The organism is Caulobacter sp. Root487D2Y (assembly GCF_001427165.1).
GTDB lineage: Bacteria > Pseudomonadota > Alphaproteobacteria > Caulobacterales > Caulobacteraceae > Caulobacter.
Genome location: NZ_LMFD01000013.1, coordinates 149,102 through 173,672, shown reverse-complemented (window position 1 = coordinate 173,672; position 24,571 = coordinate 149,102). Strand labels below are relative to the sequence as shown.

Annotated in this window: 23 protein-coding genes; 4 read left to right on the top strand and 19 right to left on the bottom strand. The window is 69.6% G+C overall.

What is annotated here, in order from left to right; all coding sequences use genetic code 11:
* Positions 1-19: 19 nt before the first annotated feature.
* Positions 20-1,150 carry a threonine aldolase family protein gene (locus tag ASD38_RS19810; RefSeq protein ID WP_056462771.1) on the bottom strand — a complete coding sequence of 377 codons (1,131 nt, stop codon included), beginning with the start codon at positions 1,148-1,150 and terminating at the stop codon, positions 20-22.
* A 134-nt stretch (positions 1,151-1,284) separates the two neighbouring features.
* On the opposite strand from ASD38_RS19810, the gene ASD38_RS19805 reads away from it, so the two are divergent.
* The 3 genes from ASD38_RS19805 to ASD38_RS19795 all read left to right on the top strand — a co-directional run bounded on the left by ASD38_RS19805 (position 1,285) and on the right by ASD38_RS19795 (position 3,207).
* Positions 1,285-1,653 carry a BlaI/MecI/CopY family transcriptional regulator gene (locus tag ASD38_RS19805; RefSeq protein ID WP_035078147.1) on the top strand — a complete coding sequence of 123 codons (369 nt, stop codon included), beginning with the start codon at positions 1,285-1,287 and terminating at the stop codon, positions 1,651-1,653.
* A complete protein-coding gene (locus ASD38_RS19800) occupies positions 1,643-2,542 on the top strand; it encodes a M56 family metallopeptidase (RefSeq protein WP_056462767.1) in 900 nt (299 codons plus the stop codon). The genes ASD38_RS19805 and ASD38_RS19800 overlap by 11 nt, the downstream gene beginning before the upstream one ends.
* A gap of 113 nt (positions 2,543-2,655) precedes the next feature.
* Positions 2,656-3,207 carry a hypothetical protein gene (locus ASD38_RS19795; protein WP_056442745.1) on the top strand — a complete coding sequence of 184 codons (552 nt, stop codon included), beginning with the start codon at positions 2,656-2,658 and terminating at the stop codon, positions 3,205-3,207.
* Between the two features lie 24 nt (positions 3,208-3,231).
* Here ASD38_RS19795 and ASD38_RS19790 read toward each other — a convergent pair whose 3' ends face one another.
* From ASD38_RS19790 to ASD38_RS19735, 13 genes are all read right to left on the bottom strand, one after another.
* Positions 3,232-4,638 carry a sensor histidine kinase gene (locus ASD38_RS19790; RefSeq protein ID WP_056442748.1) on the bottom strand — a complete coding sequence of 469 codons (1,407 nt, stop codon included), beginning with the start codon at positions 4,636-4,638 and terminating at the stop codon, positions 3,232-3,234.
* Positions 4,639-4,641: 3 nt separating this feature from the next.
* Entirely contained in the window at positions 4,642-4,956 is a 315-nt protein-coding gene (locus ASD38_RS23520) for a type II toxin-antitoxin system RelE/ParE family toxin (protein ID WP_082560821.1), read from the bottom strand.
* Positions 4,957-5,178 (bottom strand): hypothetical protein, encoded by a 222-nt coding sequence (locus tag ASD38_RS19785; protein WP_056442751.1) that lies wholly within the window; start codon positions 5,176-5,178, stop codon positions 4,957-4,959.
* A gap of 47 nt (positions 5,179-5,225) precedes the next feature.
* Complete coding sequence (locus tag ASD38_RS19780; RefSeq protein ID WP_056442753.1) at positions 5,226-5,897, bottom strand: response regulator transcription factor; 672 nt, start codon at positions 5,895-5,897, stop codon at positions 5,226-5,228.
* Between the two features lie 140 nt (positions 5,898-6,037).
* On the bottom strand, positions 6,038-7,609 hold the full coding sequence (locus ASD38_RS19775; protein WP_056442754.1) for a trypsin-like peptidase domain-containing protein: 1,572 nt from the start codon (positions 7,607-7,609) through the stop codon (positions 6,038-6,040).
* Between the two features lie 145 nt (positions 7,610-7,754).
* Positions 7,755-8,219, bottom strand: coding sequence for a cytochrome c-type biogenesis protein (locus tag ASD38_RS19770; RefSeq protein ID WP_056462765.1), 465 nt, complete (start codon positions 8,217-8,219; stop codon positions 7,755-7,757).
* Positions 8,216-10,192, bottom strand: coding sequence for a heme lyase CcmF/NrfE family subunit (locus ASD38_RS19765; RefSeq protein ID WP_056462762.1), 1,977 nt, complete (start codon positions 10,190-10,192; stop codon positions 8,216-8,218). Before ASD38_RS19765 ends, ASD38_RS19770 begins: the two co-directional genes overlap by 4 nt.
* Entirely contained in the window at positions 10,189-10,692 is a 504-nt protein-coding gene (gene ccmE, locus ASD38_RS19760) for a cytochrome c maturation protein CcmE (protein ID WP_056442757.1), read from the bottom strand. Before ccmE ends, ASD38_RS19765 begins: the two co-directional genes overlap by 4 nt.
* Complete coding sequence (ccmI, locus tag ASD38_RS19755; protein ID WP_056442758.1) at positions 10,689-11,810, bottom strand: c-type cytochrome biogenesis protein CcmI; 1,122 nt, start codon at positions 11,808-11,810, stop codon at positions 10,689-10,691. The genes ccmE and ccmI overlap by 4 nt, the downstream gene beginning before the upstream one ends.
* A gap of 67 nt (positions 11,811-11,877) precedes the next feature.
* Complete coding sequence (locus ASD38_RS19750; RefSeq protein WP_056462759.1) at positions 11,878-13,218, bottom strand: hypothetical protein; 1,341 nt, start codon at positions 13,216-13,218, stop codon at positions 11,878-11,880.
* 371 nt (positions 13,219-13,589) lie between these two features.
* A complete protein-coding gene (locus ASD38_RS19745; protein ID WP_056462756.1) occupies positions 13,590-14,972 on the bottom strand; it encodes an ATP-binding protein in 1,383 nt (460 codons plus the stop codon).
* A 152-nt stretch (positions 14,973-15,124) separates the two neighbouring features.
* A complete protein-coding gene (locus tag ASD38_RS19740; protein WP_056442765.1) occupies positions 15,125-15,802 on the bottom strand; it encodes a response regulator transcription factor in 678 nt (225 codons plus the stop codon).
* Between the two features lie 38 nt (positions 15,803-15,840).
* Complete coding sequence (locus ASD38_RS19735; RefSeq protein WP_056442768.1) at positions 15,841-16,158, bottom strand: PepSY domain-containing protein; 318 nt, start codon at positions 16,156-16,158, stop codon at positions 15,841-15,843.
* A 261-nt stretch (positions 16,159-16,419) separates the two neighbouring features.
* Here ASD38_RS19735 and ASD38_RS19730 point away from each other — a divergent pair, with 261 nt between their 5' ends.
* Positions 16,420-17,394, top strand: a complete 975-nt coding sequence (locus tag ASD38_RS19730) for a hypothetical protein (protein ID WP_056462753.1) — start codon at positions 16,420-16,422, stop codon at positions 17,392-17,394.
* Between the two features lie 98 nt (positions 17,395-17,492).
* Here ASD38_RS19730 and ASD38_RS24090 read toward each other — a convergent pair whose 3' ends face one another.
* From ASD38_RS24090 to ASD38_RS19720, 5 genes are all read right to left on the bottom strand, one after another.
* Positions 17,493-17,999: a hypothetical protein gene (locus tag ASD38_RS24090; RefSeq protein WP_156390803.1), complete on the bottom strand. Its 507-nt coding sequence runs from the start codon at positions 17,997-17,999 to the stop codon at positions 17,493-17,495.
* A gap of 2 nt (positions 18,000-18,001) precedes the next feature.
* Positions 18,002-18,343, bottom strand: a complete 342-nt coding sequence (locus ASD38_RS23515) for an STAS-like domain-containing protein (protein WP_082560820.1) — start codon at positions 18,341-18,343, stop codon at positions 18,002-18,004.
* Entirely contained in the window at positions 18,340-19,521 is a 1,182-nt protein-coding gene (locus tag ASD38_RS24085) for a hypothetical protein (RefSeq protein ID WP_156390802.1), read from the bottom strand. Before ASD38_RS24085 ends, ASD38_RS23515 begins: the two co-directional genes overlap by 4 nt.
* Before the next feature lie 176 nt (positions 19,522-19,697).
* Entirely contained in the window at positions 19,698-20,642 is a 945-nt protein-coding gene (locus ASD38_RS19725) for a DnaJ C-terminal domain-containing protein (RefSeq protein WP_056462750.1), read from the bottom strand.
* A gap of 85 nt (positions 20,643-20,727) precedes the next feature.
* Positions 20,728-24,564, bottom strand: a complete 3,837-nt coding sequence (locus ASD38_RS19720; protein ID WP_056462748.1) for a baseplate multidomain protein megatron — start codon at positions 24,562-24,564, stop codon at positions 20,728-20,730.
* Positions 24,565-24,571: the final 7 nt, after the last annotated feature.

The window sequence follows — 24,571 nt, the reverse complement described above, 5'->3', positions numbered from 1 at the left end:
CTCCCGGCTTCGTCATCCCCTAGCCGGTGAACAGCTTCACATACTCCTCGATCGGACGACGGGTGATGGTGTCGTTGACATAGACCTGAACGATGCCGCCCTCGGGCTTGAGCATCCGCACGCCCGCGACGCGCATTCGGTCGAACACCCCCTCGGCGATCTTCGGCTGGAGCACCAGCTCGCGGATGTTGGAGGCGTTCGGCGCGGGCTTCAGCTTCGCCAACCCCCGCGCCTGCAGCGCCGCGAACAGCTGGTCAGCGGCGGCGAAGGCGGCGCGGTGGCGGGCCTCGAAGTCGTCCAGCGCGCCCAGGGCCAGGATCGCGCAGGGCCAGCCTTGGTAGATCGTCCCGCCGAACCGGTGGCGCAGGTCGCGGACCTTGGCGATGTCGGCCTTGGAGCCGGCCAGCACCGCCCCGAACGGCGCGTCCAGATACTTGTAGAGCGAGACATAGACGGTATCGAACAGGGCGGCCGTGCCGGCGATGTCGTAACCCGGCGGGGCCAGCAGAAGGCGCGCGCCGTCCAGGTGCATTTTGATGGACTTGGCCCTGGCGTAGGTCGAGATCTCGCGGATCAGGGCCGGATCGATCATCTCGCCCTTCAGGCGTCGCACGGGGCTTTCCAGGACGATCGCCCCGACGCGCAGCGGATAGGGACCGTTCTCGGCCTCGTCGACGGCCGCCCGGATCTCGGCGAGGCTCGGCCCCGCCCGCCCCTCGGCCAGGGCCACGAGGTTCAGGCCCGACAGAAGCTGGGTCGCGTCGCTTTCGTCGCGATAGAGATGGCTTTCGTGCTGGACGATCACCCGCGAGGCGTCGCCGGCCAGAACACGGGCCGCCAGGTGATTGGCCAGGGTGCCGGTGGCCAGGAAGGCGCAGTCCTCCTTGCCCAGCAGCTTGGCGAACCGGGCCTCCAGTTCGGCGACGGCGCCGTTGGCCAGGTAGGAGTCGCGGAGCTTGCCGCCGCGCTGGATCAGTTCGAGCAGTCGTCGGGCGCCGCGCTCCGGATCGGGCGGCGCGCTGTCGCCGACCAGCCAGACGCTGCGGGCGTCGACAGGGGGAAACGACGGCGGGGCGGACTGCCGCGCCCAGCTCACGGCGGGGGCCGCCGCGGCGACCAGGGACAGCGACAGGAAATGGCGACGATCCATCGGAAACCCTCGTTGGCGACAGAACCCGCATACCATCGCCGGGTGCGGCCGCGACGTTAAAGCTTGCTCATGATCGCCGTCGCTTGACAGCCGATGTTACAGGCGTAATCGTTGGAGTCGGAGATCGGAACGCCATGAACATCACTCAGGCCGAAAGCCGCATCATGGACGCGCTGTGGACGCGCCATCCGTTGACGGTGGACGAGATCATGGCCGAGGTCGCCGAGCCGCAAGGCTGGGGCGAGGCGACGGTCAAGACGCTGATCAACCGGTTGCTGAAGCGCAAGGCGATCCGCTCGGACCGCATCGAGGGCCGGGCGCGCTACGCCCCGATCATCCAGCGCGCCGACTATGTGCAGGCCGAGAGCCAGAGCCTGCTGAACCGACTTTTCGACGGCCAGCTGACGCCGCTGGTGGCGCATTTCGCCCAGCACCGCGCCCTGTCGACCGACGAGATCAAGCAACTGAAGACTCTGATCGAGGGTCTCGAACATGATGGCTGAACTGCTGGCCCTGACCCTGTTGCGCACCCAGGCGGCGGCCGCCGCCGCGGTGCTGCTGGTCCTGCTGCTGCGCGGCCCAATGCGGGCGGCGTTCGGCGCCGGCTTGGCCTATCGCCTGTGGGCCCTGGTCCCCGTCGCGGCGATCGCCACGGTGTTCCCCAGCCTGTCCGAGACCCTGGGTTCGGGGGCTCCCCCGCCCCTGATGGGCGAGGAGCGCGCGGTGATGGTGATGGCCGTCTGGCTGGCCGGCTGCGTCGCCCTGGCCACGGTGATCCTGCTGCAGGAACGCGCCTTCCGGGCCCGGGCCCAGGCCGGCCGCGCCGGTCCGGCGGTCATGGGCGTCTTCTGGCCCCGGGTCGTGCTGCCCGCCGACTTCGCCGCCCGCTTCGACGAACAGGCGCGCAAGATCGTCGACCTGCACGAGCGCGCCCACATCAAGCGCGGCGACCCGGTCGCCAACCTAGCCATCGCCGCCATCCAGGTCCTGGGCTGGTGCAATCCGCTGATCCATGTCGGCGCCCTGTGCGCGCGGCTGGACCAGGAAATGGCTTGCGACGCCTCGGTCCTGAGCCTGCGTCCCAACCTGCGGCGCACCTATGCCCAGGCCCTGGTCGAGGCGCACACGCGCCGGACCGGCTCGCCCCTGGCCTGCTTCTTCGCGGCCCATCCGCTGCTGCTGCGGGTCAAGCTGCTGGCTCGGCCCGAGCCCAGCTATCGCCGCCAGACCGCCGGCGCCGCCGCGATCGCCCTGATGGCGGTGATCACCGCCCTGGGCGTGTGGACGGTCACCCCGCGCGGCCCCCTGCCCAGCCAGGAGATCTCCTGGCCCGGCCGGTTCGTCGGCGACAGCCCGGTCGACGGCATCACCCTGCCCAAGCTCAACCACTGATCCCGTCGATCGATCGCGGCCCCGCGTCCGTGGCTTGACGGTCTGGATTACATCTGTAACTTTCGAAGACTACAGATGTAATCCACGCTTGGCGTGGAGGGGTGGGGCCGACCATGACCTTCGTTCTCAGGATGCCGGCGAACCGAGGCCCTCGCAGTCATCGCAAGGCGCTGGCGGTGAGGATCTTCGAGCTGAGCGTCATGGCCCTGATCACCTTCGCCGTGGGCCTGATGGTGATGTTCACCGTGCAGTACGAGCTGGAGGTCGAGCCCAAGGCCCCGGCCAGGGAGGGCGCCCAGCTGATCGCCGCCAGGTCGATGGCGCGGGTGCGCTGGGCCAGCGTCAAGCCTCGGCTGATCGCCCGCCTGGCCCAGCCGCACGCCCTGGAGCTGGGCAAGGTCTGGGCGCGGCGCGACGGACGGGTCTGCGGCCTGGTCAACGGCTGGGGCAGCTTCGGCGGCCTGACGGGCATGACCCGCTTCTACGCCCAGGGCGACGAGCCGGTGTTCAAGCAGGACGACCGCCCCGACTTCGAGCAGGAATGGTGGGCCTGCCGGCGCGACCGCTACGTGGTGATCCGCGACGGCTCGGAGGAGACGGGATTCTGCCCGACCAAGCTGGGGCGGGAGCGATGCCATGACGTGGTGTACGGGCGTCCGGAATAGGTCGAGGCGGCGATCACTTGCCCCCTACTCCACCCGCGGCAGCACCAGGGCCACGCGCAGGCCCGGCCCGAAGCCGCCGTACTCGCCCGGTCCCTCGGCCAGTTCCAGCCGCCCGTCGTGCGAGGCGGCCACCGCCTGGACCAGCGACAGGCCCAGGCCCGCCCCCGGCTCGCTGCGGCTGTTCTCCAGGCGCACGAAGCGCTGGACGACGCGGGCGCGGTCGGCCTCGGGCACGCCGGGGCCGGTGTCGGTGACCGAGAATTCCAGCTCGCCCGACGAGGTGCGCCGGGCCCGCAACATCACCGCCCCGCCCTCGGGCGTGTACTTGATGGCGTTGTCGAGGAGGTTGGCCAGGGCCTGGGCGATGAACTCGCGGTTGCCCCGGATGCTGAGCGCGGGGACGATCTCGGCCTTGAAGTCCAGGCCCTTGTCCTCGCAGCTGGCCTCGTAGAGCTCGGCCATGTCCGAGGCCAGTTCGCTGGCGTCGAAGACTTCCTGGTTGGGCGCCTCGCCGGCCGCCTGCAGACGGGCGATGGCCAGCACGGCGTTGAAGGTCTTGAGCACGCCGTCGGCGTCGACCAGGGCCGTCTCCAGCGCCGCCATCGCATCGCCCTTGCCGTTCTCGGCATCGATCAGGGCCACCTCCATGCGGGCCCGCAGGCGGGTCAGGGGCGAGCGCAGGTCGTGGGCGATGGCGTCGCCGGCGTGGCGCAGGCCGCCCATCAGCCGCTCGATGCGGTCGAGCATGTCGTTGAGGCCCTCGGCCAGCTCGTCATACTCGTCGCGGGTGCCGCGCACCTGGGCCCGGGCGTGCAGGTCGCCGGCCCGCACCGCGTTCACGACGTCGACCAGGCCCTGCATGCTGCGCGAGACGTTGCGGCTGATCAGCAACCCGCCGGTCAGGCCCAGGATGATGACCAGCGCCCCGGCCCCGCGCAGGGCCCGGACGATGTTCATCACATAGCCTTCCGACTCCTGGACGTCGGCCCCGACGAACAGGGCCTCGCCGCCGGTCAGGCGCTCCTGCACGCCCCGCGCCGCGCGCTTGACCTCGGCGCCGTCGATGTCGGTCTCGGTGAGCTTGAAGGTCTCCCAGGTCGGGCCGGGGCCCTCGAAGTCGTCGATCGGCGACTCCTCGATCGAGCCGGAGATCCGCTTGCCCTCCTTGTCGAGCAGCAGATACAGGAACGGCCGCTCGCCGGTGGCGCGCTCGACGATGGTCTGGTTCAGGGCGTTGATCCCGCCCACCCGGTAGGCGGCCTCCAGGCTCTCCATTTCGCGGGTGATGTCGGCGTCGGCGCGCCGGTTCACCTCGCCGGCCGTGGCCAGGTAGATGTAGCCCATGAACGCGCTGGCGCCCGCCGCGAACAGGGCCAGGAACAGCAGGGTCAGCCGGAACGGCGTGGATCGGATCAGGCGCGGCAGGCGCATGGGCTAGCTCTTCTTGCCGAGCAGAGCCGCGACATCGCGGCGGCTATCGATAATACGAAGCAGGTGAATGCCGCTCTCGTCCTGTAAAGGTTCATACACGATGAGCCATGGCCCGACAGAAAACGATCGCGGGCCGCCTTCGAAGTCAGAGCGGAGTCGCCCCATGAGCGGGCGCCGCGCGAGACGGCGAAGAGCAGTTTCGAAACGATCGACAACCATTTCCGCTCGCGACAAACCGCTGTCTTCTACGATCCACGTATAGAGCTCTCGAATGTCTCGTCGAGCTTTCGCGGATCTTACGACCGTGGGCGACGTCATTCAGGGCTTGGAATTATTTGCGAACTCGGCACGAAGATCGGCCAATATGTCGTCCATATCCCATGGCTCGGCCTTGCCTTCCGCGAACTCCTGACGCGCTTCCCGGAGCGACTCATTAATCGCATCGCGGTTGCGCGCGATCCACGCTTCCATCTCGGCCTCGGAAAGCTCCGGGCCGAAAAGCTCGTCGTCATCGGGAACGGGCTGGGCCAGCTTGTTCATGGGTCCAACCTATCACGGGTCGGCCAACGACAAAACCTAGACGCCGCCTACGGATCGAGCCGGTAGCCCGCGCCGCGCACGGTCTGCAGCATGGCCCGGTCGAAGCCCTTGTCGATCTTCGAGCGCAGCCGGGAAATGTGCACGTCGATGACGTTGGTCTGCGGGTCGAAGTGGTATTCCCACACCTTCTCCAGCAGCATGGTGCGGGTCACCGACTGGCCGGCGTGGCGCATCATGAATTCCAGCAGTTGGAACTCCCGGGGCTGGAGATCGATCTCCTTGCCCTGGCGATGGACCGTCCGGTTGATCAGGTTCATTTCCAGTTCGCCCACCTTGAGGGTGGTCGCGACCGCGCCCGTCTCGCGGCGGCGCGACAGGGCGTCGACCCGGGCCATCAGTTCGGCGAACGCGTAGGGCTTGACCAGATAGTCGTCGGCCCCGGCCCGCAGGCCCACCACGCGGTCGTTGATCTCGCCCAGGGCCGAGAGGAACAGCACCGGCGTCTGGTCGCCCTCGCGGCGCAGGGTCTCGACCACCTCGACGCCGTTCTTCTTGGGCATCATCCGATCGACGATCATCACGTCGAACCCGCCCTTGCCCGCCTCGGTCAGGCCGGCCTCGCCGTCGGGGGCGTGGACGCAGGCGTAGCCGGCCTCGGTCAGGCCGTGGCTCATCGCCGCCGCCGCCTCGAGATCGTCCTCGATGATCAGAATACGCATGCGCAAATCCCCAGATGCACGAAAGGGCGCCACCGTGCGAATCGATGACGCCCTCTATCGTGTTGTCGTCACGTCCCGGCGATGGTGACGTGATCCGCGCGCGGGCGAAAGCCCCCGCGCACCACCGTTACGTCATTGCGTTACGGCGTGATCTTCAGCGGCACGATCGTCGGACGACCGGCGCGGATGATCCGCAGGTTGACGCTGGGACGCTGCAGCTTCTTGGCCGCGTCCACCGCCGAGGCCACCTGGGCGGCCGAGGTGACGGGTTCGCCGTTGACGCTGGTCAGCACGTCGCCCTTGCGCAGGCCCTTCTCGCCGGCGTCGGAATTGGCCTTCACGCCGTCGATCAGCACGCCGCGGACGGCCGGGTCGATGCTGTAGGTGCGGCGCGCCGCGTCGTCGATCGGCGCCAGGCTCATGCCCAGGGCTTCCGACTTCTGGACCTGCGGCTTGGCCGGCGCGTCGGCCCCGCCCTCGTCGGTGTCGTCGTCGTTGAGGGCCAGCTCCTTCTCGGTCGGACGCACGCCCGACTTGATCTCCACCGTGCGGGGCTTGCCGCCGCGCAGGACCGACAGCTTCAGGGTGTCGCCCGGCCGGCCTTTGGCCACTTCGCGGGTCAGTTCCGAACCGCTCTTGATCGCCACGCCGTTGACGGCGGTGATCACGTCCTCGGGCATCAGGCCGCCCTTCTGGGCCGGACCGCCTTGCACCAGGTCGGCGACGATCGCGCCCTTGACGTCGCCCAGACCCTGGGCGTCGGCCATTTCCTTGGTGAAGGGCTGGATCTGCGCGCCGATGTAGCCGCGCACAACCTTGCCGCCGGCGATCAGTTGCTTGGCGGTGGCTTCGGCCACGTCGGCGGGGATGGCGAAGCCGATGCCCACCGAGCCGCCGGTCGGCGAGAAGATCGCGGTGTTGACCCCGATCACCCGGCCGTAGATGTCGAACGACGGACCGCCGGAATTGCCCCGGTTGATCGGCGCGTCGATCTGGATGTAGTCGACGAAGGTCGACGAGCTGTCGCCCAGGTCGCGGTTGTAGGCCGAGATGATGCCGGCCGTGGCGGTGCCGCCCAGGCCGAACGGGTTGCCGATGGTGATCACCCAGTCGCCGACCCGCGGCTTGGCCTGGTTCTCGAAGTTCACATAGGGGAACGCCGCGCCCTTGGCCTTGGGATCGACGACCTTCAGCACGGCCAGGTCGGTGCCTTCGTCGCGACCGACGATGGTGGCCTTCAGCTCGCGGCCGTCCTTCAGGACGACGTTGATGCCGTCGTCATCGGCGTCGGCGACGACGTGGTTGTTGGTGACCAGATAGCCGTCGGCCGAGATGAAGAAGCCCGAGCCCGAGGACTGCTGCTTGGGCCCCGGCGCGGGCTCTTCGCCCTCCTCGCCCGGCTTCTGGCCGCGCGGCACGATGTCGAAGCCTTCCAGGCCGGGGATGCGCAGGCGCGGGGCCGCGGCGGCCTTGGAGGTCACGTCGATCTGCACCACGGCGGGCGAGACCTGTTCGAAGATGTCGGCGAACGACATCGGCGCGCCGGGCGGCGGCGCGAACATCGGGGCCGGAGCGCCCGAGGTGCGGATCACCTGGGCCGGCTCGGCCGCCCCAGCGGGCGCCATGCGCATGCCGACCCCGGCCAGCGCCGCGCAGGCCACGCCCGCGCCGGCGACCGCACCGACAAAGAAACCAGACTTCCTAGCAGCCATCTTACGTCTTTCCTCACCCACGGCGCGCGGCGCCGGGTCCTTGGCTTGAGAACCTAGTTGCGCTGGCGAAAGGCGCAATGGTCTTCGAAGAGATCATGCGCCCACGCTCAAGATGGTCTTGCGGCGTCATCGCGGCGCAATCGTGTCATTCGTCCTTCAACAACACCTGAAGACGCGCTTCCTCCACCTGGGAAAGTGTCTGCGCATCTTCACCGTCGGCCGCCGGCGTGGGTCGCCGGCGCAGGAGCAGCACCATCAGCACGCCGCCCAAGATCAGCGCAATCCCGGGCGTGGCCCAGAGCAGCGCGTTGCCGGGCGAGAACGGCGGCTTGAGGAGCACGAACTCGCCGTAGCGCTCCACCAGGAACGCGCGGATCTGCTGGTCGCTGCGTCCCTGCTTCACTTGGTCGCGTACGACCTGGCGCAGGTCGCCGGCCAGGGCGGCCTCGGAATCATCGATCGACTCGTTCTGGCAGACCAGGCAGCGCACCTCGCGGAAGATCTCGCGGGCCCGGGCCTCCTGGGCGGGGTCGGGCAGACGCTCGGCCGGGTCGGCGGCGGCGCCGGCCATGCAGGCGATGGCGGCCAGGGCGATCAGCAGCCGCTTCACGCCGCCGTCTCCGCGCGCTTGGCCACGCCGAACCGCAGCCGGCGGTCCGACAACGACACCAGGCCGCCGATCGCCATGACCAGCGGGCCCAGGAAGATCAGCCGCACCCACGGATTGACGAAGGCCCGCACCAGCCAGGCCGGCTGGCCGCCCTCGCCCGCCCGGCGCTCGCCCAGCACGACATAGAGGTCGTCCAGCACCTTGGGGCAGATCGCCACCTCCGAGGTGGTCTGGCGGCCGGCGGGATAGAACCGGCGCTCGGGCTTGGCCTCGCAGACCGGCGCGCCGTCCCGGGTGATCCTCACGGTTCCGCGCTCGGCGATGTAGTTGGAGCCCTCGACCGTGCCGACGTCGGTCAGCACCAGCTCATAGGCGCCCAGCTTCAGCTGTCCGCCGACGCTCAGGGCCTGGGCCGCCTCGACCCGCCAGGTGGTCTCGAACGACGCGCCCAGCACGAAGATCCCCAGGCCGGCGTGGGCCAGGGTCGTGCCCCAGGCGCCGCGCGGCAGACCGGTCGCCCGGCGGCGCACCTCGGCCCACGGGGCGCGGAAGGCCTTGATCCGCTCGGCCAGCTCCAGCAGCGCCCCGCCGATCAGCCAGAAGCCAACCACGAGGCCGGCGCTGGCCAGGCCGCTGCGCGGGGCGACGACGGCGAAGGCGACCAGGCCCAGGATCGCGGCCAGCGCCAGGGCCAGCCACAGGCGGCGCACGACCAGCCGCGCGTCGCCGCGCTTCCAGGCCAGCAGCGGCCCGGCCGGCAGCACGGCCATGGCCAGCACCATCAGGGGAACAAAGGTCATGTTGAAGAACGGCGCGCCCACCGACACCGCCTCGCCGTCCATGGCCTCGCGGATCAGCGGGAACAGGGTGCCGACCAGGACCACCGCCGTGGCCGTCGACAGGATGATGTTGTTCAGGACGATGGCGCTCTCGCGGCTGACCGGGGCGAACAGGCCGCCGGCGTTCAGGCTGGGGGCGCGCAGGGCGAATAGGAGGAAGCCGGCCCCGGCCGCCACGCCCATGATGGTCAGCAGCAGGATCCCGCGCGTCGGGTCGACGGCGAAGGCGTGGACGCTGGTCAGCACGCCCGAGCGCACCAGGAACGCGCCCAGCATCGAGAAGGTGAAGGCCGCCAGCCCCAGGAACACCGTCCAGCCCGGCAGGGCGCCGCGCTTTTCCAGCACCACGGCCGAGTGCAGCAGGGCCGAGCCGATCAGCCACGGCATGAAGCTGGCGTTTTCGACCGGGTCCCAGAACCACCAGCCGCCCCAGCCCAGCTCGTAATAGGCCCAGAAGGCGCCCAAGGTGATGCCGATGGTCAGGAAGCTCCAGGCCGCCAGGGTCCAGGGCCGCACCCAGCGGGCCCAGGCCGCGTCGACCCGGCCCTCGATCAGGGCGGCCATGGCGAACGAGAACACCACCGAGAAGCCCACATAGCCGCAGTAGAGGAACGGCGGGTGGAAGGCCAAGGCCGGGTCCTGCAGCAGCGGGTTCAGCGACGCGCCCTCGACCGGGACGTCGAGCAAGCGGGTCATCGGGTTGGAGGCGAAGACGGTGTAGGCCAGGAACAGCACGCCCAGCGCGCCCTGGGTGGCCACGGCGTAGGCCCGCAGGCGGGGCGGCAGGGCCTCGCCGAAGCTGGCCACGGCCGCGCCGTAGCCGGTCAGCACCAGGCACCACAGCAGCATCGAGCCCTCGTGGCTGCCCCAGGCGCCGGCCACCTTGTAGAGCATCGGCTTGGCGGTGTGGGAGTTGGCCGCGACATTGGCCACCGAGAAGTCCGACATCACGAAGGCGTGGACCAGGGCCAGGAAGGTCAGGGCCGTGCAGAGGAAGGCGCCGAGCGCCGCGCCGCGGCCGGCTCCGGCCAGCAGCGCCGAACGCCGCGCGCCGCCGATCGCCGACAGGCTCAGTTGCAGCGCCGAAAGGACCAGGGCCAGGACGAGGGCGTAGGCGCCGAATTCGGTGATCATGACTTGGTCTTCGCGCCGTAGGTCGGCGCCTTATAGGTCGGCTGGGCGCCGTCGCCGCGCCACTCGCCCTGTTCCTTCAGGGCCTTGGAGACCTCGCGCGGCATGTAGCGCTCGTCGTGCTTGGCCAGCACCTGCTTGGCGACGAAGGTCCCGGACGGGTCGAAGGCGCCGGAGGCGACGATCCCCTGCCCTTCGCGGAACAGGTCCGGCAGGTCGCCCTGATAGCGCACCAGGGCCGTGGAGCGCTGATCGGCGATCACGAACTCGACCAGGCCGTCCGGATGCTTGACGACGCTGCCGGCCTTGACCAGCCCGCCCAGCTGCACCTTGCGGCCGGCCGGCACGTGGGCGGCGGCGGCCTGGGCCGGGGTGTAGAACAGCGAGATGGCGTCGCGCATGCCCCACAGGGCCAAGCCCACGGCCAAGGCCACCACGGGCGCGGCGACGGCCAGGACGGTCAGGCGGCGGCGCGCCTTGCGGGATTTGGGCAGGAAGCTCATGGCTGGGTCTTCTGGGACGGGGTCTGGGCCGCCTGACGCAGGGCGGCCAGCACCTTGGGCTGATCCTTGTAGCGCGTCTGGGCCTTGGCCAGGGCGGCGTCGCGGCGGGCGTCGTCGCCCAGCACCGAATAGGCGCGCACCAGCTTGATCCAGCCGTCGGGATCGTCGGGATTGGCCTCGAGGCGGGCGGCCAGGCCCGCGACCATGCCCTGGATCATGTCCTGGACGTCACCGCCCTGGGCGCTTTCGGCGGGGCGGCCGGTCGGGGCGGCCGAAGGCGGCAGGCCGCCCTGGGCCTCGACCTGGGCGATCTGGTGGCCAAAGCCCATGCGGCGCGGATCGTCGGGCGGCAGGTCGGCCAGCAGCGCCTTCCAGTCGGCCAGGCCGCCCTTGACGTCGCCGTCGGCGATCCGGGCCAGGCCCAGATGGTAGCGGGCGCTGGTGTTGCGGGGATCGCGCTTGAGCGCCTCGGCGAAGGCCTTGCGGGCGTCCGGCCCGATCTCGCCCTGGCCCTCGGCCACGAAGGTCTCGCCCAGCCCGGCCCACAGGTCGGCGCGGGCGGGGGCGACGATCACGGCGCGGCGCAGGGCCTGGGACGCGCCGGCGGCGTCGCCGGCGGCCATCCGGGCCAGGGCCAGGTTCTTCAGCGGTTCGGGATCGGTGGGGCGCTGGATGGCGATCTGCTCCAGCACGGCGGCGATCTTTCGCGGCTCCAGCTGGGCGGGATCGGTGTTGCGCCACGCGGCCACGCGCTTCAGGTACGGCTGGTCGGCCAGGCCCGGGGCCCCGATCAGTCCATAGATTCCGAGGGCCATCACCGGCGCGACGGCCGCCAGGACCAGCACCAGCGGCCGCAGCCGGGGATTGGCGGCGGGCCACGGGGCCTGGTGGTCGGCGGCGGCGAGCAGCCGACGGCCGGCCTCGGCCCGCGCGCCCTTCAGCTCGGCGTCGGCCAGCAGGCCCCGTTCGGCCAGGTCGTCGATCTCGGACAGTTGCCGCCGGTGCACGGCGAGGCTGGCGTCGTCGCCCACGCCCAAGGATGCTCGCGCGGCGCCGCGCATCATCAGGGCGGCGACGACGGCCGACAATCCCGCCGCGGCGATCCAGAAAGCGATCATGCCCGCGTGTTAGCGGGGAAACGGCGTCGGCCGTTAGCGAAAAAAGCGCTTAAGGAACCCGATGGGGTTACGCGGCGGCCGCCATCGCCGCGGCCGCGCGGCGGCGGACGATCTCGGCGGTCTTCTCGTCGCGGCTGTAGGCGATGTAGCCGGCGGCCAGGTCGACATAGAGCCGGGCCAGGCCCTGGTCGCCGCCGTCGCCGGTGCGGACGACGTGCAGGATGTCCTCGATGTACTGGTCCAGGCGCCCGTTCAGCTTCTCCAGCACCTTGGCCCGGCTGGCCCCATAGCCGCTCTGCATGGCGCAGCCGCGGATCTCGGCGATGAACGTCAGCACGGCGGTCAGCCGCCGGCCGAGGGCCTCGTCGGGCTCGGTCGTCAGCTGCGGCACGCCCTTGCCCTTCTTGCCGCCGAGCATCGAGATCGGCCGCAGCGGCAGGGCCGCCAGCAGCTCCCGCTCGGCGCCGTTCATGCGCGTCTCGACCGCGTGGGCGACGGCCTGCTTGTGCTTGGCGATCCGCCGGCCCCAGGGACCGTCCTTGGCCAGGTTCACAGACTGCTCGAACTCGGTGATCTCCTGAGAGACCTTGTGGGCGGCCTGGGCGGCCTTGCGGCCCTCGGCCTGGCCCTTGTCCAGGTCGAAGGTCGTAATGAGGTCGATGTTCTTGGCGATGTCGGTCAGCACCCGCTCGCCGAACACGCTGACCTCCGACGAGGCCCAGAACTTGTCGCCCGGCCGCTCCATGACCGCCGAGATCACCCGCAGGATCCGCCAGTCGTCGGGCAGGTGGGCGGCCAGCATCTCGAACAGCAGGGGCCCGGCGTCCGGGCGGATCTTGCAGGCGTCCTTGTAGGCCAGGCGCGCGGCGGAGGCGCGCTCCTCGCTCATCTTGCTGACCCATTCCTGCAGCCTGGGCAGGGCGACGCGGACGATGGCCGACAGCTCCAGGCACGAGGCCAGCTCGTCGATGTCGCAGATCGCGTCCAGGGCCTGGAAGCCGGCGTCGGTCTGGGCGCGCAGGCCCTTGGCGGCGATCTTGCAGAGTTCGTTGAAAACCTCGGGCGGGCCCTCGTCCAGGTCCCACGGATTGCAGCGCGCCGCGGCCTCCTCGACCTCCTTGGGGGCCTTGGCCTTCAAGGCGGACCACAGCAGGGTCAGGGTGCGGGGCGGGAAGGAGGTCTGCTCGGTGTCGCGCTGGGCGCACAGCGGGACGATCGGGGCCAGCACGCTGTTGCGGACGTAGCGGGCGGCGGTCTCGTCCTCGACGAGGCCGCGCACGGCCGCCAACGCGCCCTGCCCGCCGGCCGGACCGGCCAGGGCGAGTTCAAGGCTGCGCAAAGCGGCGTCGGGCGCGGTTTCCACCAGCTTCCGAACCATCAGCAACTTGTTGGCGGCGATCCCGGCCATAACCCCCCGCTGGACCAGTCCACTCTGGGCCGCGTCAACCATGTTGCCAACGAGGTTAAGACTTTCCGAAACCATATCTTTTTGCTGTTCAAAGAACGGTGTCGAAAGGTCGCTGGACCGTGTCCGCCGGTGTCTGTCGAAAATCGGCGAAATGCTGGGTTGAGCAAACACCGCCGTCGGGGGGGGGGGGGGGGGGGGGGGGGGGAGGTGGCGCGCTGCGAATACGCAGCGTGACGGAGGGGCGTTAGGCGACATCCAGGATCTGGACCATGGGGACTGATTCTCGAGTGGGCGGTCTGGACGCCCCCTCCGTCACGTCGCCTATCGGCGCCGTGCCACCTCCCCCGTTTCACGGGTGAGGAGAAAAGGCCCTACCCTCCCGATCGCGGCAGCACCAAGGTCACCCTCAGCCCGCCCAGCGGCGAGGCGCCCAGGGTCACCGAGCCGCCGTAGGCCCGCGCCAGTTCGTCGACGATCGACAGGCCCAGGCCCGAGCCCGGGGTGTGCTCGTCCATCCGCTGGCCGCGCTTGAGGGCGTCGCTCCAGCGGTCGGGCGGCAGGCCGGGTCCGTCGTCGTCCACGGTCAGGGTCATCTGCTCGGGCGAGCTGGCCGCGGCCACGGCGCGCACCTTGCCCTTGCACCACTTGCCGGCGTTCTCCATCACGTTGCCGGCCAGCTCCATGAAGTCCTGGCGTTCGCCCTGGAAGCACAGGTTCTCCGGGCACCGCCAGTCGATCTCGACGCCCTTGTCCTGGAAGATCCGCTCCAGGGTGACGGCCAGCTCGTCCATGATCGGCTCGACCGGCGTGCGCTCGCCCAAGGTCTGCGAACGGGCGGCGGCCCGGGCCCGGCGCAGGTGGTGGTCGACCTGCTCGCGCATGGTCTGGGCCTGGCGCTCGACGACTTCGGAAAGGGCGCCGGGCCGCTGGCCCGCCTCGGTCAGCATCACCGACAGCGGGGTCTTCAGGGCGTGGGCCAGGTTGCCGACGTGGGTGCGCTGGCGCTCGACGACCTCCTGGTTGTGGGCCAGCAGGGCGTTCAGCTCGACGGCCAGGGGCTCCAGCTCCTCGGGATAGGCGCCCTCGAGCTTTTCGGACCGGCCGCGCCGCACCGAGGCCACTTCGCGCTGCAGACGGAACAGCGGCAGCAGGCCGACCCGCACCTGCACCACCACCGCGGCGATCAGGCCGACGCCCAGGATGACCAGGGCCAGGGAGGTGATGCGGGCGAATCGGTCGGCGTCGGCGTCGATCGGCGAGCGGTCCTCGGCGGCGATGAACACGACCGGGCGCGGATAGTCCGGCAGCCGGGCCAGCAGGGCGGCGGCGCGCAGCGGCCGGTTCTGCGGGCCCCTGAGGTCGAAATACAGCGTCTTGCCCGGCTCGGCCATCAGCCGCTCGGACTGCTCGACCGAGATCGCCAGGTCGCTGTCGAACAGCGAGCGCGAGCGTTCGATGACGTTCAGCCCGCCCCCGCCGGCCGGCTGGTCGAGGATCGTCCAGTAGCGGCCCGAATAGGCCCGGGTGGCGCGGATGTCGGTCAGGAACGGGGCCTTCAGCACCCCGTCCTCGACGGTCGAGCCGGCATAGAGGTCGTCGGTCAGCACGGCCAGCGACTGGTCGAAGCGCCGGATCGCCGCGTCCCGGAACTGGGCGGTCAGGAAGACGCCCGCCAGGACCAGCACCACCAGGTTCCAGATCCCGGCCAGCAGCACCAGCCGCCGGACCAGCGAGGGCTTGCTGAGGTCCCACATGATCTAGAGCCCCTCGGCCAAGGCCGCGGGTCCGAAAACCTCGTCCTTCGACAGGCTCGGGATGAGGTTTTCCACCGATCCGCCGCTCACAGTAGCCCTCATCCTGAGCCTGTCGAAGGACGAGGGCGAACCCCCGGCGTCAACCGGCGATCCTACTCGGTCGTCTCGCCTTCCAGCGGCGTCAGGCGGTAGCCCAGGCCGCGCACGGTCTCGATGCGGTCGCTGCCCAGCTTCTTGCGCAGCCGGCCGATGAACACCTCGATGGTGTTGGAGTCGCGGTCGAAGTCCTGGTCGTACAGGTGCTCGACCAGCTCGGTGCGGCCGATCACCCGGCCCTGGTGCATCATCATGTAGTGCAGCAGGCGGTATTCCAGCGAGGTCAGGCGCAGGGGCTCGCCGTTGACGCTGGCCCGGGCCGCGCGCGGGTCCAGGCGCAGGCCGCCGCACGACAGGCTGGGCGAGGCGTGGCCGGCCGAGCGGCGCAGCAGGGCGCGCAGGCGGGCCAGCAGCTCCTCGGTGTGGAACGGCTTGGTCAGGTAGTCGTCGGCCCCGGCGTCGAAGCCCGCCACCTTCTCGTTCCACGAGCCGCGGGCGGTCAGGATCAGCACCGGCGTGGCGACATTGCCGCGCCGCCAGCGCTCCAGCACCGACACGCCGTCCACCTTGGGCAGGCCCAGGTCCAGCACCACCGCGTCGTAGGGCTCGGTCTCGCCCAGGAACTGGGCTTCCTCGCCGTCGGCGGCGTGATCGACGGCGTAGCCCGCGTCGCCCAGGGCCAGCTTCAGCTGACGCGACAGGTCGGGATCGTCTTCGACAAGCAGGATGCGCATTTTTGGGGGAGCCTCTGTCTCGTGACGCGGTTTGGAGCTTAGTTGGCGCTGAGGATCTGACCGGTCCGGGCGTCGACGATGAAGTCGATGCGGCGACCGTCGGTGGTGGCCCAGCGGACCCGGTAATTGGGGCCTTCCAGGCCGGCGTCAAGCACGCGGCCGGGCGTGCGCCGGCCGATCTGTTCGATCACCCGGCTGAGCGGCACCAGCTGGCCCGACTGCACGCCGCCACGCGCCTGGTCCTGCCGGGCGCGCCAATCGGCGCCCAGCGAGTCCGGGCCGCGCTGCGCGGACGCCACGCCCGGGAGGGCGGCGGCGGCCAGAACGGCGGCGAAGAGGAAGTGGATCGGCTTCATGGGCTACGATCTAAAGCGTTGCGGCTGAATAGAGGCTGAACACGGCCGTTATGGACGTGTAGCGACGTTCTGTCACGGATTCGGCGCGGGAAAGCCCCGCCCGCCGCCGGCCGCCCGATCCTGACGTCGGCGACGCTTCAAGCTCGGGCTTGCCAGTCAAATAACACGGTTCTAGCGTGCAATCCTCGCGTGCAGGGCGTCGGGATTCAGCCCGGGCCTGGACGCGACGCCGGACCTTCGAAAGGTCCTTAGGGGGAACATATGCGACCGTTCGGAAATTTCCGGGGCCTGGCCTTGATGTGCGGCCTGGCCCTCGGCTTGGCGCTGGCCTCGAGTCCGCCCGCCACGGCCCGCGCCGACACGCCCCCGCCCAGCGCCTCGCCCGCCACGGCCGAGGGCGTGATCCAGGCCGTCGGCGTCGAACCCTCGGCCCTGGGCGCCAATTCCGACCGGCTCACCTTCCTGCCGACCGGCGCCGCCGCGCCCGTGGCGCTGACCGTCGACCGTCCCGCCGACAAGCAGGCCCTGGACCTGGGCGCCCGGCCGGGCGACCGGATCTGGCTGACGGTGGACAATCCGCTGAACCCCCAGCACGTGGTCCAGATCACCCGCGTCGCCCGGCCCGTGCCGATCCTGCAGCGACTGATCGCCCTGGTCGCCGCCTTCGCGGTCATCGCCGCCGCCGCCACCTTCGCCACCATCGGCAAGCCGTGGCGATTCCTGGTCGGCGACGACAACCGCATGAGCAATTCCCAGACCCAGATGGTGCTGTGGTTCGGCGTGGTCGCCGTGGTCTATGGCGCCGCCGTGATCCTGCGCGGCTGGTTCCTGGGCTGGGAGTTCATGGGCGGGATCTCGATGACCGCCAACGTCCTGGCCATGACGGGCCTTTCGGGCCTGTCGTTCGGCGCCGCCAAGGTCGTGGCCGTGCAGAAGAGCGCCAGCGCCGCCGCCGCGGGCGTCGTCACGGCCGCCGCCCCGGCGACCCGGCCCAGCTTCACCGACCTGGTGCTCAACGACTTCGGCGACGCCGACCTGGGCGACTTCCAGATGATCCTGATCAGCGGCGTGGCCACGGTGATCTTCGCCTGCGCCAGCTGGGAGTTCCTGACCCTGATCGACATCGTCAAGACCACCCAGCTGCCCGACGTCGACACCGCCCTGCTGGGCAGCTTTGGCATCGGCCAGGGGGCGTATCTGATCAAGAAGGCGGCGTTGCCGAACGGGGTGGGGTGAGGGGCAGAGAGATGGATCTTTGGCGTTCCTAAGGCGCCGCCGGCCTCTCCAGAGTATCAGTTTATGCGGCCGCAGGTTGTTTTAGCCGCCAAGCAGTTTTAAGAACTTTTTCGCTGCCACATGGCAGTTGGCCACCAGTAATCCAACCAGCGTTTGCGACGACCTAGAATAAACCTAGTTAGGGAATGCATTTCGACCGAAATCTGGCTGAGTCGTTGCGGATCAGCAACGCGACGTCTTGAAAGAAACTCCCCACCGGTCACAGCATCAGCCAGCATGGCCAACTTATAATTCCCTTGCGCTTCGGCCACTTCGAACAAATCTGGCCCAAGTTGCCGAACGAAGGTCGTCACATCGGCAAGAAGATGCTGAAGGTGATGCTCAGCTGACGGATCCTTCTCAGCATCGTGATCGCGCAACCAGTAATCGACGCTCCTCTCATAGATCTTATCCAATCTTGTTTGAAGCGCGTCAGTTGCACGAAATACGGCATCGCGCCGTCCACGATGTCTCTCAAGCGCCCAAGGTGCCACTAATGCCGTCGTAACAGCAATGACCAGCCCCGGTACGACTTTATCGCCAGCCCATGTCCAGAAATCTGACACGACTACTGCCGAAGCGCTTGTCGTTTCATATGTTCGTGAGCCAACCGAACGTAGGGGAGCAACTCGGGATCGCCCGCTTGAATTACGAGGACTTCCTCGATCTTTGGAAGCGTCCAGTCTTTGCGGGCACGCAACAGACCACCAAAAGCTTCCTCTAAGAAGGAAGAGGGGACGCCCGCAACGCCATCAAGGATTATCACCAGTTGAGAATGCGACGCAAAAGCTTCTTCAAGCCGAGGAAGCAAAAGATCGTCGCGGAACTCCTCGCCGCTCCAGGGACCGTCATCCCGATATCGACCGCCCAAGAACGGCGAAAAAACCTCTGCGACGTGGACCTCGGTCATGCGATCGCCCTGCCTTCGTCCTCTGGTGGCAACCTCAACGTCCATTCTATCAGCGTCCCACAGAAGGGGTTTACGAAGTTTTTCTTACGTACGCCCCGACCGGCCGACCATGTCACCTGGCCCCGACCACTCACGATACGAACCGAGGAGCCTTTCAGTTCCCGCACCACATCGCAAATCGTCCAAAGGCCATTACCACGCTCCTCTAGGTCGGTTTGAGTGCGGCCGTATTCAATGGCTCCTTCGATCACATCCGCGTCTGTGCGCTCCGGTTTCGTCATTTGCAATATCGCTTCAAAGAACGTTTTCTTTGGCAGGGTAGCAGGGATACCAACACCCTGATCGTAGACTGCGAATTGGAGCTGACGCTTCGACGGTTGATATGCGCCAGCCCCCCACCATCGATTGACGATCGGGTCAATTCGCGGCGGAGCGTCCACGGGGTAAGCATGATTTCTCACGTTTTTAATTGCTTCAAGCAAACCCGCATAAACCTTCACCCGTGCGGGCGTCGAACCTGCTACTTCGCTTAGCTGACGAATAAGCTGATCAGCGACCTCGCCCTCGACCTTTTCTCCACTAATGAAAGGCACGAAGCGCAAATCGAACGGTTCTTCGATCTCTTCCTCATTGTTGGGAGGCGGCGCATCTACTAGATCGTACAACCCAAGGGATCGAAATACCGATCGAATGGGCGGCGGCCAGGTTTCGTCTGATATATATGGTCGGCGATTTGGGAACTTCAAACAATTTCGATGGTACTCCGCTGTAAGCATCAAAGCAGCATCCAACCCAAGACTCTCAACACCTGTCAAATCCGCCACCATGGATTGACGACGCTTAGCAATAAGAAGATCTGATCTATACGATAGCAGTCTATATTGATACATAAACCCAAGAACTTCGTCGTGAGCTGCGTTAAGCCATAACGTCTTAGGCGCATAAATAAATGTCGCCTTATGCTTTGGCATACCCGGCCAGGCAAACGGACGCACATCAATTTTCGGCACAGGTAGCTTCGCTGTAGCTATTCGAAAGGCTTCTAGCGCGTCATCGGGCCTTCTGAGTGAAATCCCACCAAAGAAAGCGCCCTTTGACCGACGACGACGAATGCGTCGCCCAAGCGCACGAAGCCACTTTAAATGTCTAGCCTTCTGAATGGCGCTCTGTCGTCTCATCGCGGTGCCGCCCGTGAGTGCGGCACCTAGACGTCAGTCCCTGCCGAATCCGGAGCAATGGTAGAGCTGATCGTGTTCCGATAATAGCACGGCCGAACTAATGGTGGGTCGCACGTAGTCTCCGAAAGAATGCAGCGTCAGTTCGCTCCCAATCGGATTCTTTTCAGTCGCCCGTCCTACCGCCGCTTCGGCGCGTAAGGCCGCTTCTCCCGCCACTGCTCCGCGAACTTCTCCAGCTCGGCGTCCGGCGCGTCCGGCAGCGTCACCACCAGCCGGGCGAACAGGTCGCCGCGGTGGCCCCTGGCGTCCGAAAGGCCGCGGCCCTTGAGGCGCAGCTTGGCGCCGCTGTTGGAGCCCTTGGGGACGGTCAGGGTCACCGGGCCGTCGGGCGTGGGAGCCTCGACCTTGCCGCCCAGCACCGCGTCGGGAACGCTGATCGGCAGGTCCATGACCAGGGCGCCGTTCTCGGGTCGGTAGATCGGGTGCGGCTTGACGGCCAGCTCGATCAGGGCGTCGCCCTGCCCGCCCCGGCCCGGGCTGCCCTGGCCCTTCAGGCGCAGGGTCTGGCCTTCCTGGGCGCCGGCCGGGATGGTCACGTCGATCGTGCGGCCGTCCGAGAAGGCCACGCGCTTCTTGCCGCCCTTGATCGCCTCTTCAAGGTCGATGTCGAGCCGGGCGCGCACGTCGGCGCCCTTGGGCGAGAAGCCGCCGCGGGCGCCGCCGCCCATGCCGGCCCCGGCGCCGCGATTGCGGCCCAGGATGTCGCCGAACAGGTCGTTGAGGTCGATCTCCGGCCCCTCGCCGCCGCCGCCGCGGAAGCCGCCGCCGCCGCGCCCGCCGAAGCCGGCCCCGAACGGATTGCCGCCGCCCGCGCCGAAGCCGCCGCGCATGGTCTCGCGGCCGTCGGCGTCGATCTCGCCGGCGTCGAACTTCTTGCGCTTGTCGACGTCGCCCAGGATGTCGAAGGCGGCGCTGACCTGCTTGAACTTCTCCTCCGACTTCTTGTCGCCCTTGTTGGCGTCGGGGTGATGCTGCTTGGCGAGCTTGTGGAAAGCCTTGCGGATTTCCGCCGCGCTCGCGGTGCGGGAAACGCCAAGCTCCAGATAGGGGTCGCGCGCCAAGGAGGCTCCTCACGTCAGTTCGAAAAGGCGGAACGCTTCAATTAGGCCGTTCGGCGCGGCGCGCAAGCGTTATGTTGCATTAATATCACAGGAAGACCTGGCGTGACGCGCCCCAGCCGAACAGGGCCGAGCCTTGGGCGACCCTGACAGCCAGGGCCCCGGTCGGTCCAGCGGGGAAATCGGCGGCGCGCTGAGCGGCCGTGTAGATGAACGCCGGCGCGGTCGTTTCGGCCGCGCGGACCACGGTCCCGCCGTCCAGGATCTCGACCCGATAGACCTCGCGCTCCTCGCCCAGCGGGACCTCCGCGTCCCAGCCGTCGCCGGCTAGGCGGGCGCGGCGGATCCAGGTCACGACAGCGTCGCCGGCTTCGCTCCGCACCCGCAGGTGGGCCGGCGACCAGGGGCGAGCCGACAGGCCGCGCCAGGTCTCGAACGCCTCGCTCATCGACGGCCCCGAGGCCGGGCCGCCGGCCGGGGCGGCGCGCCAGGTCAGCGGCAGGCCGCGCTCGGCGAGGGCCAGGTCGGCGCGGACCAGCGCCTGGTCCAGCACCACCACCGCCGCGCCGGCCGGGGTCAGGGCCGCCATGGCCGGGTCGCTGCCGGCCTGGCCGCGCAGCAGGCCCGACAGGGTCCAGACGTCGCTGCCGACCGGCTCGGCGGTCAGGAACTGGAGAATCTCCCATTCGCCGCCCGTCCCGCGCACGGCCAGGGCGTTGGCGCCGGCCAGGACGGCCGAGCGGTCGCGGCTGACCGGGGCCGCGCCCTCCAGCCGCACGGTCAGCCGCGTGGCGCGGTCGAAGCGGTGCAGCGGCCCGGCCGGCAAGTCCGACAGGGTGACGCCCACCGTGGCGGGGACGGCGGCCGTCGCCCGCGCGCGCAGGGCCTCGGGCCCGACGCCGGCATGGATGTCGAAGGCCCGCCACGGCGCGGCGGCCACCGCCGCCAGCGGCCGTTCGTCGGTCTGGCCCGGCAGGTCCAGCACGTGCAGCACCGGCGGGCCCGGGACCTCGCGCGGCGGGGCGGGCGTCCAGTCGAGGTCGCCCCCGACCCGCACCGGATCGACCACCGGCGCCAGCTGGGCGCCGGGATGCTCGTCCAGATCGATCCGCGTCACCCGCCAGGTCGCGCCGTCCCCGATCATGCTGGGCAGCTCAAGCCGATCGCCGGGCTCCAGGCGCAGGGCGGCCAGGGGCGACAGGTGGACGGTGGCCTCGCGCGGGTCGGCGGCCGCCAGCAGCCGCGCGGCCACGGCACGAGCCTCGGCGGCGGCCAGCACCAGCGGCGCGTCGAGGTCGGCGCTCCCCTCCCCCGAACTCGACCCGCCTTCGCGGCGGACGATCACCGCGCCGGTCTGATAGTCGCGGGCGGCGTCGATGAAGCGCAGGCGCAGGGTCTGGACAGGAGCGGCCAGGGTCCGGGCGGCGGCGACCGGCGCGTCGCGATCCTCCGGCCAGGCCAGGTCGTCGTCGCCCACGGTCAGGGCCGGCGGGCCGGAGCGGCCGGCCAGCACGACGCCGTCCTGGCGCTCGACCGGGTCCAGGGCGAAGGCTTCCAGCAAGGGCGCCAGGGCGTCGCGCAGCCGCATCGGCCGGTCGACCACATAGCCGACCACCGAGCCGCCGGCCTCGCCGGGGTCGATTGCCACGCCGGCCCGATCGGCCAGGGCGGCGACCAGTTCAGGCAGCGGGGCGATCCCGGCCCGGCCGTTCAGCCAGTGGCCCAGCGTCCAGTTCGGCCCATCGGCCCAGACGCCGCTGCGGGCGGGAAAGTCGGGGAACGGCCGGGCGTCCCAGCACCAGGCCGCCGCGCCCTCGATCATCGGCCCGCCATAGACCGGCGAGACCGGATTGGTCGCCGGATCGGCGACGTGGGCCAGCACCGCCTCCAGCGCCCGGCGCTGGCCGACCTCGTCGCGGGTCCCGTCCGAGAACGGCGGCAGGGCGCTCTCGGCGCTCTTGGCGTCGACGAACAGGTTGGGCGCGTTGGCGCCCTTGTCGACCGCGCCGCAGCCGAACTCGACCAGCCGCAGCGGCTTGGACTGCGGAACCCAGGCGGTCGGAGTCGCCGCGCGGACGCCGCCCGGACGGTTGAAGTGCTGATGGCTCCACCAGCCCCGCAGGTCCTTGGGCCGAAACACCCAGGGCTCGGCATGGGCGCCGTCGGTGATCGGGGTGCGGGTCTGCGTCGTCCGCGCGGCGTCGGAAGCGTAGAACCAGTCGAAGCCCTCGCCGCCGGTCAGGTTGCCGCGCAGATAGGCGATGTCGTGCGGCCCGCCCTGCCCCAGGTCCAGGTGGTCGTCGCCGTCGCGCCAGTCGGCCATCGGCGGATAGAAGTCGATCCCGACGAAATCGATGTTCGCGTCGCTCCACAGCGGGTCGAGGTGGAAGTGGACGTCGCCGGACCCGTCGCCCGGCTGGTGGCCGAAATACTCGCTCCAGTCGGCGGCGTAGCCGAGCTTGGTCGCCGGCCCCAGCAGGCTCCGCACCTCGGCGGCCAGGCTCTTCAGCCCGGTCACGGCCGGATAGGACGAGGCCCCGTCGCGCACCGTCGTCAGGCCGCGCAGCTCCGAGCCCAGGATGAAGCCGTCCACCCCGCCCGCCAGCTGGGCCAGCTTGGCGTAGTGCAGCAGCATCCGCCGCAGGCCCCAGTCGCCGGCCGGGCCGCTGTAGGTCGGCAGGCCGTCGGCGGCCCCGAACTGGGCCGCCGTCGCCGCGCCGAAGAAGGCCGAGACCTGGGCGGTCGCGGCGGCGGTCTTGTCCGGCGAACCGGCGCGACCGGCGGCGGGATGGCAGGTGATCCGGCCGCGCCAGGGATAGGCGCCCTGGGCCGCGCCGCCATACGGATCGGGCAGGCCGGCGGTCGCCGGCACGTCCATCAGCACGAACGGATAGAGCGTCACGCGCAGCCCGCGCCGCTTCAGCTCGGCGATGGCCTGCAGCACGGCCCGGTCGGCCGGCGTGCCGCCATAAGCCGGGCCGCCGCCGCTCTGCGAGACCACCGCCGCGTCGGCGCGCTCCACGCCGTTGACCCGCCAGTCGAACGGGAGGGTCGCCTTGGCCGCCGTCTCGACCTTGGGCCGGATCGCGCACGACCCGCAGCGCAGGTCGTCGCCGAACCAGGCGACCACCAGGGTCACCTCCTCCACGTTGGGAAGCTGGGCCTGCAGCTGGTCGAGCGACACCATCAGGTCGGGACGGCCCTCGCTGTTGTTCAGGGTCTCGGCCGTGGTCCGGGTCAGGCCGTCGCGGCGCAGGACCAGATCCGTGGCGTAGACGAACTCGCCCGCGCCGGGGATCAGGCAGACGCCCTTCAGATGGTCTTCGAGACCCGCCGGCGCGCCGCCGGCGCGGGGGCGATGGAACACCTCGAACGACAGCTGCGGCGGACGGTTTCCGTAGGCGCCCAGCGGCAGGTCCTCGAACACCACATAGGCCGTGCCGCGATAGGCCGGGGCTTCCCCCTCGACCGCCGCGATCAGCGGATCGGGCGCCTGGTCCTCGGCCCCGGTGTGGACGCGCATGACCACCCCGGCCATGTCCATCGGCTTGCCGTCGGCCCAGACCCGGCCGATCCCGTCGATCGGGCCTTCGCAGACGGCGACGGCGAACGACAGGCTGTAGGCGGCGCTGGTGGTGCGCGGACCCTTGCTTCCGCCCGCATGGCCGTCGACCCAGCGTTCCTTGAACCGCGCGGCCCAGATCACCTGGCCGGCCACCCGGGCCCGGCCGAACACCGCGGCCATCGGCGCGCCCTCCGCCGCGCCCGACAGCCGAAGCGCCGGGATGCGCGGTCCGACCTGGCGGGCCGGCGTCAGGGCGTTGATCGCGGCGTTGTCGATCGCCTGGCCGACCGTGGAGCCGATCGCCCCGCCGATCGGCCCCGCCAGGGCCGAGCCGACGGCGGAGAGGATGACCTGAGCCATGGGGTGT